Source organism: Polymorphospora rubra, assembly GCF_018324255.1.
In the GTDB taxonomy this organism is placed as follows: domain Bacteria; phylum Actinomycetota; class Actinomycetes; order Mycobacteriales; family Micromonosporaceae; genus Polymorphospora; species Polymorphospora rubra.
Genome location: NZ_AP023359.1, coordinates 3,536,587 through 3,550,874 on the forward strand (window position 1 = coordinate 3,536,587; position 14,288 = coordinate 3,550,874).

At 73.2% G+C, this 14,288-nt stretch carries 11 protein-coding genes; 8 read left to right on the top strand and 3 right to left on the bottom strand.

Annotated elements, in window-relative coordinates; translation table 11 throughout:
• The 7 genes from Prubr_RS16300 (at window position 1) to Prubr_RS16330 (ending at window position 10,980) form a co-directional block, all read left to right on the top strand.
• Window positions 1-2,148 carry a glycogen/starch synthase gene (locus Prubr_RS16300; RefSeq protein WP_212826338.1) on the top strand — a complete coding sequence of 716 codons (2,148 nt, stop codon included), beginning with the start codon at window positions 1-3 and terminating at the stop codon, window positions 2,146-2,148.
• A complete protein-coding gene (locus tag Prubr_RS16305) occupies window positions 2,145-3,248 on the top strand; it encodes a sugar phosphate nucleotidyltransferase (RefSeq protein ID WP_212826340.1) in 1,104 nt (367 codons plus the stop codon). The genes Prubr_RS16300 and Prubr_RS16305 overlap by 4 nt, the downstream gene beginning before the upstream one ends.
• On the top strand, window positions 3,245-5,284 hold the full coding sequence (locus Prubr_RS16310; RefSeq protein WP_212826343.1) for an ROK family protein: 2,040 nt from the start codon (window positions 3,245-3,247) through the stop codon (window positions 5,282-5,284). The genes Prubr_RS16305 and Prubr_RS16310 overlap by 4 nt, the downstream gene beginning before the upstream one ends.
• Window positions 5,272-7,425 (top strand): glycogen/starch synthase, encoded by a 2,154-nt coding sequence (locus Prubr_RS16315; protein ID WP_212826345.1) that lies wholly within the window; start codon window positions 5,272-5,274, stop codon window positions 7,423-7,425. The genes Prubr_RS16310 and Prubr_RS16315 overlap by 13 nt, the downstream gene beginning before the upstream one ends.
• Complete coding sequence (locus Prubr_RS16320; protein ID WP_212826347.1) at window positions 7,422-8,231, top strand: HAD family hydrolase; 810 nt, start codon at window positions 7,422-7,424, stop codon at window positions 8,229-8,231. Before Prubr_RS16315 ends, Prubr_RS16320 begins: the two co-directional genes overlap by 4 nt.
• A 1-nt stretch (window position 8,232) precedes the next feature.
• Entirely contained in the window at window positions 8,233-10,338 is a 2,106-nt protein-coding gene (gene malQ, locus Prubr_RS16325; protein ID WP_212826349.1) for a 4-alpha-glucanotransferase, read from the top strand.
• 288 nt (window positions 10,339-10,626) lie between these two features.
• A complete protein-coding gene (locus Prubr_RS16330; protein WP_212826351.1) occupies window positions 10,627-10,980 on the top strand; it encodes a hypothetical protein in 354 nt (117 codons plus the stop codon).
• Window positions 10,981-10,993: 13 nt separating this feature from the next.
• Here Prubr_RS16330 and Prubr_RS16335 read toward each other — a convergent pair whose 3' ends face one another.
• Genes Prubr_RS16335 through Prubr_RS16345 form a run of 3 tightly spaced genes read right to left on the bottom strand, consistent with a single transcriptional unit; the run spans window position 10,994 to window position 13,589 of the window.
• Entirely contained in the window at window positions 10,994-11,782 is a 789-nt protein-coding gene (locus Prubr_RS16335) for an ABC transporter permease (protein ID WP_212826353.1), read from the bottom strand.
• 2 nt (window positions 11,783-11,784) lie between these two features.
• Window positions 11,785-12,573, bottom strand: a complete 789-nt coding sequence (locus Prubr_RS16340; protein ID WP_212826355.1) for an ABC transporter permease — start codon at window positions 12,571-12,573, stop codon at window positions 11,785-11,787.
• On the bottom strand, window positions 12,570-13,589 hold the full coding sequence (locus Prubr_RS16345; protein WP_212826357.1) for an ABC transporter ATP-binding protein: 1,020 nt from the start codon (window positions 13,587-13,589) through the stop codon (window positions 12,570-12,572). Before Prubr_RS16345 ends, Prubr_RS16340 begins: the two co-directional genes overlap by 4 nt.
• Before the next feature lie 177 nt (window positions 13,590-13,766).
• Here Prubr_RS16345 and Prubr_RS16350 point away from each other — a divergent pair, with 177 nt between their 5' ends.
• Window positions 13,767-14,276: a MarR family winged helix-turn-helix transcriptional regulator gene (locus tag Prubr_RS16350; RefSeq protein WP_212826359.1), complete on the top strand. Its 510-nt coding sequence runs from the start codon at window positions 13,767-13,769 to the stop codon at window positions 14,274-14,276.
• Window positions 14,277-14,288: the final 12 nt, after the last annotated feature.

Genomic DNA, 14,288 nt, shown 5'->3' on the forward strand with positions numbered 1-14,288 from the left:
ATGCACGTCATCGAGACGTACTTCGAATGCGGAGGCTTCGACCACCGTTTCATCCAGGGCGGCACGTCGGTCTACCTGTGGCAGCTGTCGAGCGCGCTGACCCGGCTCGGCCAGCGGGTCTCGATCGTCACCCCGGCCCACGGCCGTCTCGACGACCTGCGCCGGCTGCACGACGTCGAGACGCTCGACCACGTCGACGAGTACGAGCTGCCGATCCCGCTCGAGCCGAAGACCTGGGGAGAGAGGTTCCCGGCCCGGGTCGACATCCCGCTGCGGACCACCGCGCACCTGCTCCGGCTGGACGGCGTCGACCTCTACTTCCTCTCCAACGAACTGCTCGACCAGCTGCCGGACCGGTTCTATCCGGCGTACGAGACCAAGGGGCGGGATCTGGTCTTCTTCAAGCCGCTGGCCTACCAGGTCGCCGCCGTACGGTTCATCCGGCACCGGTTCGCCGACGAGCGGGCGATCGTGCACGCGCACGAGCCGTACTACCACTACCTGATGCCGGCGGCGTTCGCGGCCGACCCGACGAAGCACGTGGTCAGCACGGTGCAGAGCAACATGCCGATCGGCAAGTCGCTGTGGCGGCCGGAGGTGGAGCGGCTGCTGGAGTTCCTCGACGTACCGTCCGGGTCGCTGACCGATGGCGACGCGGAGCCGGCGGCGGAACGGTCGGCGCACGTGGTCGCGATGAGCCAGTACCAGCAGCTCACCCACCTGCACTACGAATACCCGCGCGACCACGTCCGGATCTACGACCTGGTCGCCGAACACGCCGACCTGGTCGACTTCCTGTCGCCCGGCCAGCGTGACTTCTACACCGACTTCGCCGACACCCCGTTCGAGCAGCTCTTCGCCCTGCTGCCGGTCGCGGAGACGGTCCGCCGCACCGCGCACAAGCAGTTCGTCGGCGGCTGCGCGGTCGGTGACAACTGGGTACGCGGCGAGCTGCCCGCCGTCGACCGGTCCGCCGTACTCGGCGAGCTGGGCCTCGACCCGACACTGCCGACGTTCTTCCACAACGCCCGCTACGCGGTCAACCACAAGGGTCAGGTCGAGCTGGTCCGGGCCGTCGACCGGGTGCTGACCGAGGGTACGGCGGCCAACTTCGTCCTGCGCTGCCTCAGTGACGCCGGCATCCCCGACCCGCTCTTCCACGAGGTGGTGGCCAAGCACCCGGGCCGGGTCCACCTCCAGTGGTGGCGGGTCGACGACGACCAGCTCGTCCGCTACGCGACCAGCGCCGACTTCTGCCTCTTCCCGTCGAAGTTCGAGATGGACACGTTCCTGATCGCCCAGGGCGAGGCGATGGCGACCGGGGCGGTGCCGATCGCCACCGCCCAGCTCGGCATGGCCCACTTCGGGCACGTCTTCGACCCGGTCGGCGGGCCGGCCGCCGGCGGCGCCACCGGCTTCGCCGTCAACCGCTCCTTCTACGAGGACGACCCGCTGCTCGTCGACGCCCTCGCCGGCCAGATCCGGCGGGCCGTACGGCTGTGGCACGAGCGGCCGGAGGAGTACGAGCGGTTGTCCCGCAACGCCGTCGACCGGGCCCGTGAGTTCACCTGGGACCGGGCGGCCCGCGACCACCTGGCCGCGTTCGAACCGCTGTGGGCGGGGCGGAAACCGGTCCTGACGACCGACCGGCTGCTGCGGCACGGCTGGTTCGACCTGCTGCCGGACGGCGCGTGGACGCAGCGGCCGGTCGCCGACGCGGCCCTTCGGCTGGGCGACGCCGACGCCTACCGGCGCTGCGCACCGCTTTCCGCCGCCGCCCTGACCGAACTGTTCGAACGGGCCTGGGCGCGCGCCGACTTCGGCCGCTGCGCCCGTTGCGTCGAGCTGGCCGCCGACGACCACCCCGAACTGGCGCGGCGGCTCGGCGCGCGGCTGGCCGGGCGGTGCACCGTCACCGGCCGCCGGATCAGCTACCGGCTGGCCCACGCCGAACGGGTCGAACTGGTCGTACCCGACCTGGCCGCACCGGACCGCGGCCGGCCGACCGTGGTCCGGCTCGAACCCGACGGGGAAGGTTTCGGCGGCCCGCTGCCGCCCGGCGCCGGCGAACTGCATCTGCTGCTCACCCTGCGCAGCGGCCGGGCCACCTGGGACCGGGTGCCGGTCGGCGGGACGGTGCACCGGTGACCGCCGGGGTACGGGCCGCGCTGCTCGCCGGCGGCGAGGGGCGCCGGATGGGGCGGCTCGGGACCGGCCGGCTCAAGCCGCTGGTGCCGTTCGGCGGCGCCTGCCGGCTGATCGACTTCTCCCTCGCCAACGCGCGGGCGTCCGGGCTCGACCGGGTCCTGCTGCTGTCCCAGTACGCCGAACGGCAGCTCATGGACGACCTGCGGCGCACCTGGTGGCGGCCGGGATTCCGGGTGCACTTCGGCCCGTACGACGAGGCGTACCGCGACGGGCCGCCGGCGGAGCTGGAGCCGTTCTCCGGACCGCCGGAGCGGGGCACCGCCGACGCGCTGATCCGCAAGGCGCCGTACCTGTTCGAAGCGGACGTGACCGAGGTGCTGGTCCAGCACGCCGACCACGTCTACCGCTTCGACTACGGCCCGATGATCGCCGCGCACCGGGCGGGCGGGGCCGCGCTCACCGTGTCCTACCAGCGGATCGAGCGCCGCTACGTGCACCTGTTCGGAATGGTCGGGTTCGACGCCGACGACCGGCTGGTGTCCTTCGTGGAGAAGCCGGCCGAGCCGACCAGCGACCTCGTCTTCGCCGCGTTCTGCGTCTTCGACGCCAAGGTCCTGCACCGCTACCTCGAACTGCTCGACGGCACCGGCTGGCAGCACGACATCAGCCGCGACGTCATCCCGGCCATGCTCGCCGCCGGCGAGGAGATCCGGGGGCACGAGGTGCCCGGCTACTGGGCCGACATCGGCACCGTCGAGCGCTACCACCGGGCACACCTGGCGCTGGTCGACGACCCGCCGTCGATGCCGGTGGACGCGATGCCGCGGGTGGTCGCCCCGACCGTCGGCCGCCGCCTGGTGCCGGCCGCGCCGGGGATCAGTCGCAGCGTCGTACCCGACGACCTGGTCAACGACGGCGAGCTGGACGGCTGCGTGGTCTTCCCCGGGGCGCGGGTCAGTGCCGGCGCGGTTGTCCGGCGGAGCATCCTGCTGCCCGGCGCGGTGGTCCCGCCGGGGGCGCGCGTCGACTCGGCGATCGTGCTGGAGGACGGCACCGTGCAGCCGGTCGACACACTGTCCACTCAGGACGTGGTGCGGTGACCGCGTACACCGTCGTCGACGTCGGCGGGACCACCCTGCGGGTGGGGCGCTACGACAGCGCCACCGACCGGGTCGACGACGTGCGCCGGATGCCGACCGAGGGCATGGACCGGTATCCGGGTGATCCGGTGCCGGTGTTGCAACGCCGGGTCGTCGGGCAACTGGTCGAGGTCGCCGGGGCGGCCCTGGCCCGGCACGGCACGCGGCACCTCGGGATCGCGTTTGCCGGCCCGGTCGACGCCGCCGGGCGGGTGCCGGCCGCGCCGACCGTGTGGGGCCGGCGCGGTGACCCGCTGCCGCTTCGCGACCTGCTGCGCCAGCGGCTCGGCGTGCCGGTGACCCTGGTCAACGACCTGACCGCCGCCGCCTGGCGCTACGTCGACCCCGGCGCCGACCAGGAGGCCTTCTGCCTGATCACGGTGAGTTCGGGGATCGGCAACAAGGTCTTCCGGTCCGGCGAGGTGCTGCTGCACCCCGACGGGCACGGCGGCGAACTCGGCCACTGGACGTGCGACCTGTCGCCGCAGGCGGTGCCGTGCGACTGCGGCGGCCGGGGCCACCTCGGCGCGATCGCCTCCGGCCGGGGTGCCGTCGCCGCCGCCCGGCGCGCCGCAGCCGCCGACCTGTCCGGATTCGCCCGCTCGATGCTGGCCGGGGCCGAGCTGGACGCGGTGGCGCTGGCCGCGGCGGCGCGGGCCGGCGACCCGTTCGCCACCGGCGTGCTGCGGGACGGCCTGCGCCACCTGGCCACCGCGATCACCGCGATCTTCGCCGCGATCGGGATCCGGCGGTACGTCATCATGGGCGGCTTCGCGCTCGCCGTCGGCCCCCGGTACGCCACCCTGCTCACCGAGGCGCTGCACCGGCTCGGCTGCTTCGGCCTGACCCCGACGGAGATCGACGAGATGGTGGTGCTCGGCGAGCCGGACGACGACCACGGCCTGATCGGCGCCGGCCGCCTCCTGACCCACACCCCCGCCACCCCCGTTCCCCACCCCACCCCCGTCCCGCCGCTCCCCGCGATCTTGCACTTGTCGCCGCCCAAACCGGGACAGAAGGGGGAGACAACTGCAAGATCGCGGGGGAGAGCGCGGCGGGGGAGAGCGGAGACGGGGACGGCGGGGAGGGGGCGGCGTGCGGGTTCTGATCGTGGGGAGTGGGTTCGTGGGGCGGGCGGTCGCGCGGCGGGTCGCCGACCTCGGCGGGAGTGCGGTGCTGGCCTCCCGACGGCCGCCCGCCCCCGCCCCGGGCGCCCGGACCTCCGGTGGATACGCCTGGACGTCACCGACCCGGTGGCCTGCGCCGAGGTGGTCGACCGGGTTGCCCCGGACGGCGTCGTCGCCGTACACGGGCCGTCCGACGTCACCTGGTGCGAGGCGGAACCCGGGCGGGCGGCCCGGCTGCACGAGACCGCCGCCGCCAACCTGGCCGCCACCACCGCCGGCCGCCGGCTGGTGCTCATCTCGACCGACAACGTCTTCGACGGCCGCGCACCCGGCAACGACGAGGACACCCCGGTCGCCCCGGCCAACGCCTACGGCCGGGCCAAGCTGCGGGCCGAGCGGGCGATCGGCACGGCCGGCACCGTGTTACGGGTCAGCCTGGTCTACGGCTGGGAGCCGGCCGGCACCGGCAAGTGGCTCAACTTCTTCGCCAAGTGCGCGTACGCGCTGCGGGCCGGGGAGCCGGTCGAGGTGCCGGACGGCCAGTGGACCACGCCGGTGCCGGTCGACGACGTCGCGGCGGTCACCGTCGCCGCCCTCGCCGACGGCGTGCCGGATCTGCTGCACCTGGGCGGGCCGGACCGGATCAACCGGGCCGACTGGGCGGACCGGATCGCGGCCGGTCTCGGCGTACCGGCCGGGCTGGTGGTCCGGGTGCCGCTGGCCCGGACCCGGTATGCCTCGCGCCCGGTCAACACCTGCCTGACCAGTACCCGCCTGGCCGGCTTCCTGGAAGAGCACGGGCTGCGGGTACGCGGTGTCGACGACGGCATCCGCGACCTGCTCGCACAGGGGGTGCCGTGCACGTCGTGAAGGTCGCGTTCGAGGCCCTCGGTTTCGACGTACGGATGATGCGCGGCGGGCTGGCGCCGCTGGTCTGGCAACTGGCCCGGGAGTACGTCGACCGCGGGCACCGGGTTTCGGTCGTCACCCCCACCCATGGCCGGCTCGACCACCTCGCCGCCCGCTACGACGTGACCGAGTTGGACCACCACGACGAGCATCTGGTGCCGCTGGTGCCCGACCCGGCGGTGTGGCCGGACCCGCCGGGGGACCGCACCGTGACCACCCGTGCCCACCTGCTGCGCCACGAGGGCGTCGACGTCTATCTGCTCGGCAACGACCAGCTCGACCTGCTCCCGGAACGGATCTATCCCGCCGCGGCGAGTGAGGGCACCGATCCGGCGTTCTTCAAGCCGCTGGTGTTCCAGGTCGCCGCCCTGCGCTTCCTGCTGCGGCGGCTCGGTGGCGAGGGCGCCGGCCACGGCACCGGCGGTGCGGGCGCCGGCGGGGAGCCGACGCTGGTGCAGGCGTACGAGCCGTACTACCACTACCTGCTGCCGCCGGTGCTGGCCGGCGATCCCCGCTTCCGGGTGGTGTCCACGGTCGCCAGCAACATGCCGATCGACCTCGGCGTCTACCGGCCGCAGCTGGCCCGGCTGCTGGCGATGTTCGGCACCGGGGTGGACCTCGACCGCTACCTCGACCCGCCGGCCCCGGTCGCCGTACCGGACGACCCGGGAGCGGCGCGGGCGGCGGCCCTGGCGACGGCGTTGGCGGGGCACCTGCGGCACACCCGGCTGTCGGCGGGCCGGGGCGCCGACCACGTCAGCCTCTTCGCCCTGATCGCCGACCACTGCGACTCGATCGACTTCCTCACCCCCGGCCAGCGCGACTTCTACTCCACGTTCCGGGACACCCCGTACGAGGTGGCGTTTCGCCGGACCGCGGTCGCCCGGGTCGTACGCGACAACGCGGGCAAGCAGTTCGTCGGCGGCTGCGGGGTGCCGGCGCCGTGGCTGGACCGTGATCCCGGCACGGTCGACCGGACCCGGGTCCTCGACGGGTTGGGGCTCGATCCTGGCCGGCCGACGTTCCACCACGTCGCCCGGTACTCGGTGCACCACAAAGGACAGTGGGAGCTGGTCCGGGCGGTCGAGGCCGTACTCGCCACCGATCCCGAGGTCAACTTCGTGCTCCGGATGGCGACCGCGGCCGGCGGCGACGCGCCCGTCGGTGAGCCGTACTTCCAGCGGGTCGCCGACCGGTTCCCCGACCGGGTCCGGCTCTTCTGGTCGATGGCCGACGAGGAGACCTTCTTTCGTGAGGCGGTCGCCGCCGACTACTGCCTCTTCCCGTCCAAGTACGAACTCGACACGTTCCTGATTGCCCAGGGGCAGGCGATGGTGTGCGGCGCGGTGCCGATCGCGACCGCGCAGGAGTCGACCCGGCACTACCGCCCCGTACCCGGCTTCGACCTGCCGCGCTCGTTCACCCCCGACGACCCCCGGCTGACCCGCGCGCTGGTCGGGCGGATCCACGAGGCGGCCCGGCTGTGGCGCGGCGACCCGGACGGCTACCGCCGGCTGTCCGCCGACGCCACCGCGCTGGGCCGCACGTTCACCTACGCCGCCGCGGCCGACCGGCGGCTGGACCGGTTCGCCCGGCTGCTCGCCGGCGACGTCCCGCCGCCGCCGGTCGAGCACCTGATCGGCTACGGCTGGTTCGACCAACTCGACGGGCGGCAGTGGCAGACCCACCGGGCGGCGATCCGGGCCGCCGCGATCGGGTTCGCCGACCTGGAGGCCGTACGCCGGTCCGGGCCGGTCGACGTCGCGACGCTGCGCCAGCTCCACGCCGCCGCCGACCGTCGGGGCGATCTCGACCGCTGCCTCGAACTGGCCGACCTGCTCGGCGACACCGAGCGGGCCCGCGCCCTGCGCCGGCGCTGCCGGCTGATCCCGCACCCCGACGGCCCCGAACTGCGGTACGAGGTCACCGGAGCGGCCGGCGTCGACCTGGTCGGCCCGGACGGGCGGCCGCGTCCGCTCGAACCCGACGGCCCGGCCTTCCGCACCGTACTGCCCTGGCCGGACGTGCCGGATGTACCGGTGTTCCTGCTGCGGCTCGCCTCCGGCCGCAGCACGTGGGACGTCCCGCCGGTGGCGTCGTGACCCTGCCGTACCGGATCGTCGCCACCGACCTCGACGGCACCCTGCTGCGCAGCGACCGGTCGCTGTCCGCGCGGACCCTGCGGACCCTGGCCGCGGTACGGGCCGCCGGTGCCCGGCACCTGGTCGTGACCGGCCGGCCGGTCTTCGGCACCCGGCGGCTGCTCACCCAGCTCGACTACCGGGGGCTGGCGGTCTGCGGGCAGGGCGCCCACGTCTACGACTTCGACAGCGACCGGCTGCTGGTCACCCACACCCTCGACCGGGACGTGGCCCGCGCCCTGGTCCAGGCGATCGGCCGGGAGACCGGGGCGCTGGCGTTGGCCGCCGTCGCCGCCAGCGGATTCCTGGCCACCGCCGATTTCGACCGGCGGCCCGGCGCCGACTGGCGGCTGGTCACCGAGCCCGATCTCTGGACCGGACCGGTGGAGAAGATCCTGATCCGGCATCCGGGCCACGACGACGAGGCGCTCGTGGCGGTCGCCCGGCGGATCTGCGGTACGGCGCTCACCGTCGCCCATGCCGGCGAGCGGCTGGTCGAACTGCTGCCGGCCGGGATCAGCAAGGCGACCGGGCTGGTCTACGCCGTACGGCGGTGGGGGCTGACCGCCGCCGACACGATCGCGTTCGGCGACATGCCCAACGACATCCCGATGCTCGACTGGGCCGGGTACGGCGTCGCGATGGCCAACGCCCACCCCGACCTGCGGGAACGGGCCGACGAAACCACCCTGACCAACGACGAGGACGGGGTGGCGGTGGTGCTCGAACGCCTGCTGGCCGCCCGGTCCGTGGCACCGGAGGAGTGAAATGACGGCACTCGCCGACCTGGCCCGGCGGCACGGCGTCGCCCCGGAGTACGCCACCGACCGCGGTGAGCGGATCGCGGTCGCGCCGGAGAACCTGCGCCGGGTGCTCGCCGCGCTCGGTGTCGACCCGGCGGCCACCTCCGACGTGGACGCCGACCGGCTGCTGCCGCCGTGCGTCGTGGTCCGGCGGGGCCGGCCGGCGACGGTGCGGGCCGACCCGGCGTGGCCGGCGGCCACGTACCGGGTCCGTACCGAGACCGGCGAGTGGCACGACGTGGCCGATCCGACCGGCGACCTCGGCCGGCTGCCGCTCGGCTACCACACGCTGCACGCCGAGGCGGCCGGCCGGAGCGCGACCGCACCGCTGATCGTCGCGCCGGACGTGCTGGCCACCCCGGACCGCCGCCGGTGGGGCCTGCTGGCCCAGATCTACTCGGTGCTCTCCGAACGCTCGTGGGGGATGGGTGATCTGCGCGACCTGGCCGGCCTGGCCACCTGGTCGGGCCGGCTCGGCGCGTCGTTCGTGCTGCTCAACCCGCTGCACGCGTACGTGCCCGGACCGCTGCCCGACCCGTCGCCCTACCGGCCGAGCACCCGCCGGTTCCCCGATCCGATGAACCTGCGGATCGAGGCGATCCCCGAGTACGTGGCGGTGCGCGGGGCGGTGGACGTCCTCGCCGACCGGGGGCGGGCGCTCACCGACGGGGTGCTGCACCGCGACGAGCTGATCGACCGGGCGGCGGTGTGGGCGCTCAAGCGCCAGGCGCTGGAACTGCTGCATCGGGTGCCGCGTACGCCGGCCCGGCAGGCCGCGTACGACGCGTACGTCACCGGTCAGGGGGCCGGCCTGACCGACTACGCCACCTGGTGCGCCCTGGCCGAGGTGCACGGCACCCGGTGGAGGTCCTGGCCGGCCGGGCTGCGTACCCCCGACGGCGTGGCGGTCGAGGCGGCCCGCCGTGACCTGGCCGATCGGATCGACTTCCACCGTTGGGTCAACTGGCTGGTCGACGAGCAGATGGCCGCCGCCCAGACCGCCGCCCGTGACGCCGGGATGTCGATCGGGCTGGTCCACGATCTCGCCGTCGGCGTCGACCCGGAGGGCGCCGACGCCTGGCGGCTGCACCGCTTCCTGGCCGGTGGCATCACGGTCGGCTGCCCACCGGACAACTTCAGCGCCGGCGGCCAGGACTGGGGCCTGCCGCCGTGGCGGCCGGACACCCTCGCCGAAGCCGGGTACGAGCCGTTCGCCGAGGTGGTGCGCGGCGTACTGCGGCACTGCGGAGCCCTGCGGCTGGACCACATCATGGGGCTGTTCCGGCTCTGGTGGATTCCCGAGGGCGCCGGGGCCCGCGCCGGCGCGTACGTGCACTACGACCACGAGGCGCTGCTCGGCGTACTGGCGCTCGAAGCGCACCGGGCCGGCGCGATGGTGATCGGCGAGGACCTCGGTACGGTCGAGCGGCGGGTCCGCGACGAGCTGGCCGACCGGCGCATCCTCGGCACGTCGGTGCTGCGGTTCGAATACCGGGGCGGGTCCGAGGAACGTGGCGGCCCGCTGCCCGCCGCCGACTGGCGGGCCGACTGCCTGGCCACGCTGACCACCCACGACCTGCCCAGCACCGCCGCCTGGCTGGCCGGCGACCACGTCGACCTGCACGACCGGCTGGGCCTGCTGACCCGCGACCGGGCGCAGGTCGCCGCCGAGGAGGCCGCCGAACGGGACGGCTGGCTCGCTGAACTGGACCGCGGTGGGCTCCGGTCGGCCGCCGACGGGGTGCCGGGGCTGGCCGCGGACACCGTTGCCCTGCACCGGTTCCTGGCCCGTACCCCGGCCAGGCTGCTCGGGGTCTGGCTGCCGGACCTGGTCGGCGACCGGCGCCCGCAGAACCTGCCCGGCACGGTTGACGAGTTCCCGAACTGGCGGCTGCCGGTGGCCGACCCGGAGGGCCGTCCGGTGTCGCTGGAGCGGTTGACCGAGGCGCCCGGCCCGACGGCGATCGCCCACCTCTACTCGAACCTGGACGACGATTCGCCCCGGCCTTTTGGTAGGTGGGCTCCACCGACGGTATCTTCTGGCGGGGCATCCGATGCAATACCGTTGTAATACGATGCGAGGGTGGGTTACGAGTGGGTGCCGCTGCTGCTGGCAACGCTGAAAGGCATCGAACCGTACGAAGTGCGGCAGGTCCTGGAGGACCAGCGGCCCCGCTGGCCGCGTAGAGCGGTCGGTGCCGGCGGTGTGTCGGTCCTTGCGGTCTGGGGACGGACCCGCGCCGGGCGTCGGCTCATCGTGGTGTTGCGCCGACAGAGGTCAACCGTGACTGGTTGATCATTGGCGCCAGGGAGATGACCGCCGAGCAGGTGGCCGAGTACGACCGGTGGGAGGCAGGGCGTGAGCAAGCATGACGAGACGGCCCCGGGCGAGGCCGAACTGATCGCCGCCGCTGAGGGGGAGTTGACCTACGTCGACACCGGCGAGTCCGAGGCCGAACTGCTGGCCGAACTGCCGCCGGTCGCAGAGGATGTCGACGACATGCTCGTGGTCACGTCGCTGCGGATTCCGCTCAGCGTGCACCGTCGGCTGCGTGAGTACGCCGAGGCGCACGGCACCCGGCCCAGCGTGCTGATCCGGCAGTGGATCGAGCTGCACCTCTCCACGGCTGACGAGGACCGGCCGATCATGCTCGCCGATGCCATGCGCGCGCTGGCCCAGCTCCGGCCGGCGGAGCGCCGCGACGCGGCATAGCCGGCCGCACGCTTCAGTGACCGGCGCTTTCGTAGCGGCGGAGGCCGCGCTGGAAGACGGCGTACGCGGCCAGGGCGCAGAGCGCCGCGACGACCGGGGTGGCCAGGCCGAGCCACGCCGCCCCGCCCTGGTCAAGCAGCCAGGCGGCCGGCAGGAACCCGGTGAAGGCGAACGGCAACAGGCCGGTGAGCACGATCCGCAGCCCGAAGCCGTAGATGGTCAGCGGATAGCGGGCCAGTTCGCCGATCTGGAAGACGGCGGACGCGAACATCGGGTTCGGCGACGGTATCCAGAACGCGACCGCGTTCGTCGCCACGGTGATCGCGATGCGGATGACGACCGCTCCGAGCAGGATGAGCAGCCCGAGGAGCACCTTCACCGGCGTCCAGTGCACCTCGACCCGACTCAGCGCCCAGATCAGCAGCACGCCGGCGCCGATCGCGTCGCCGGCCCCGCTGAACCCGATCTGGTGGCTGGTCACCTGGAGCACCGCCGGGTACGGCCGGACCAGCCGGTAGTCGAGTTCGCCGGTGTGCACCAGCGAGCCGAGCAGCCAGGCGCCGTCGGCGACCAGCGGCACCGCCGCCTGGGCCAGCCCGGCCAGGGCGTAGATGAGCACGGTCTCCTCGAACCGCCAGCCGTTGAGGGTGGGGACGCGGGCGAACACCGCGGACAGGAAGATGAAGCCGAGCGACTGGGTGACGAGCCCGGCGGTGACCAGCAGCCAGAAGTCCGACTGGTATTCGAGTACGGCGCGCAGGTGGGCGCCGAGGCTGCGCCGGTAGACGCGGACGAGGCGCACGGTCAACCTCCGTGGACGGTGAGCTGGCGGACGGCGGTCCGCCAGGCGAGCCGGGCCAGGATCCAGAGTCCGGCCGCCCACAGGAACTGGTAGCCGATCAGGAGCAGCGCCCCGGTACCGGTCGCCTTGCCGGTGTAGATCAGGGCCGGGGTGGAGGTGATGGCGGCGAACGGCAGCACCGCCGCGGTCGCGGCGAGCCAGCCGGGCAGCAGGGCGAGCGGCACCAGGGCACCGGAGAGCAGTTGGGTCAGTGCCGTACGGGTCCAGGCGAGCCCGTGGTAGTTCTGCGTCCAGAAGCAGAGCATCGTGCTCAGGTAGATGATCAGGAACTTGATCGGTACGACCGCGACGAGGCTGAGCAGGAGCAGGTCGGGGCGGACCGGGGCCTGCACCGGACCGGCCAGGGTGACGAAGGCCGCACCGACGGCGACGATCACCATGATTTCGATGACGAGGCCGCCGAGCACCTCGGCGAACCGCATCTTCTGGTAGTCCAGCGGCTTGACCAGGTCGAGGGCGACGGCACCGCTGCGGATCCGCTCGGCCATGACGTGTTCGCCGAGGCCCCGGCCGACGACGCCGGTGGCGAAGCCGACCAGCAGGTAGCCCTTCATCTCCGGCAGCGAGTAGCCGCCGATCCGCGCGCCGTCGGCGAGCAGCGCGGTCCACAGCGCGACCATGGCGACCAGTTGGAAGATGACGCCGATCGTGCCGAGGCCGATGCTGAGCCGGTGGGCGAAGGTGGCTCTCACGGTGGTGGTGGCGAGCCGGGTGTATCCCCTGACGCTCACGACGGGGTCGGGGTGGGCGAGAGGACCAGTTCGCCGGCGTACACCTTGCGGATGACGTCCTCGATGGCGGGTTCGTCGATGCGTACCTCGACGACCTCGGCGAGCGGGATCACCCCGGCGAGGATCTGCCCGACCGTCAGGGCCGCCTTGTCGAAGGCCACGGTGAACTCGCCGGGGGACGGGCCCGCGCTGACGGCGGCGGCCGGGAACCGGGCGGCGAGGTCGGGCACCGTGACGTCGCCGGCGAGCTGGAGGTGGACGTTGCGCTGCCGGGCGTAGGTGTCCTTGACCTGGGCCAGCGTGCCGTCGTAGATGACCCGCCCGTGGTCGATGATCACTATCCGGTCGCAGGTGTCCTCGATGTCGTCGAGGTCGTGGGTGGTCAGCATCAGGGTGGTGCCGTCGGCCCGCAGCTCCCGGAGGAACTTCCGGACCCGGTCCTTGACCGCGATGTCCAGGCCGATGGTGGGTTCGTCGAGGTAGACGACCCGGGGGCCGTGGATCAGGGCGCAGGCCAGGTCGGCGCGCATCCGCTGGCCCAGGGACAGCTTGCGGGCGACCACCGGCATGATCTCGTCGAGGGCGAGGACCGCGTCGAACCGGGCCAGCCGTTCCCGGTACGCCGCCGCCGGTACGTCGTACATGTCGCGCAGCAGGGCGAGCGATTCGCGGACCGGCAGATCCCACCAGAGCTGCGAGCGCTGTCCGAAGAGGACGCCGATCTGCCGCGCGTTGGCGGTCCGCTCGCGGTGCGGGTCGCGGCCGGCGACCCGTACGTGCCCGGACGTGGGCTGGACGATGCCGGTGAGCAGCTTGATCGTGGTGGATTTGCCGGCGCCGTTCGGGCCCACGTACGCGACGGCCTCGCCGGCCTCGATCGAGAGGTCCACCCGGTCGACGGCCCGGACCGTGGTGAAGCGGCGGCGGACCAGGTGTGTCACCGAGCCGCGCAGGCCGGGCGCCTTGTCGGGCCGGCGGAAGGTCTTCGTCAGGTGATGAGCCTCCACGAGCGCCATGCGGGCATCCTGTCAGCCCGAGCTGCAAGCGGCAATCCGCTTCCGGGCAGGTCTTGCAGGTTCTTGCGCCAACTTTCTGCAACCTGTTGACCCGGGACGTTTCGGGGGCGTAACTTTCGCAGCAATCAGTTTGTTGACTAGTAACCAAATCGAAAACTCTCAATGTGGGGGCATGTGTTGTCCAGCGCGGACGCCCGACTCGCCGAGCTCTACCAGCGGCTCCAGCGGATCTACGTACTGCTGGACGACGGTGACCGGCGGGCGCTGGCGACGGTGGGTCTCACCCCGACCCACTACAACCTGCTGCGCCTGCTCGAAGACGACGCGCCCGACGCCGCGCCGCACGGTACGGCCGGCGCCGTCCCCGGTGTCCCGACCGGTGGCGGCCGGTCGGTGAGCCAGCTCGCCGACCTCCTGCTCTGCACCCGCGGCAACATCACCCGGCTCGTCCGGCGGCTCGTCGAGGCCGGTCTGGTGCGGACCGGATCCGACCCGGCCGACCAGCGCCTGGTCGCGGTGTCCCTGACCGCGCTCGGCCGGGAGCGGCTCACCGCCGCCCACGCGGTGTTCGCCACGACGAACCGCCAACGCTTCTCGCACCTGTCCGACGACGACACCCATCGGCTGTACGAGTTGGCCGGAGACCTCGCCGACCAACTGATCAAGCAGTGCGACAGCGAGCGGTGATCCCGCTCGGCG

Excerpts from the sequence above, each read along its gene's own strand:
- Prubr_RS16345 (WP_212826357.1), bottom strand. The coding sequence starts at position 13,589 with ATGGCGCTCGTGGAGGCTCATCACCTGACGAAGACCTTCCGCCGGCCC.
- Prubr_RS16300 (WP_212826338.1), top strand. The coding sequence starts at position 1 with ATGCACGTCATCGAGACGTACTTCGAATGCGGAGGCTTCGACCACCGT.
- malQ (WP_212826349.1), top strand. The coding sequence starts at position 8,233 with ATGACGGCACTCGCCGACCTGGCCCGGCGGCACGGCGTCGCCCCGGAG.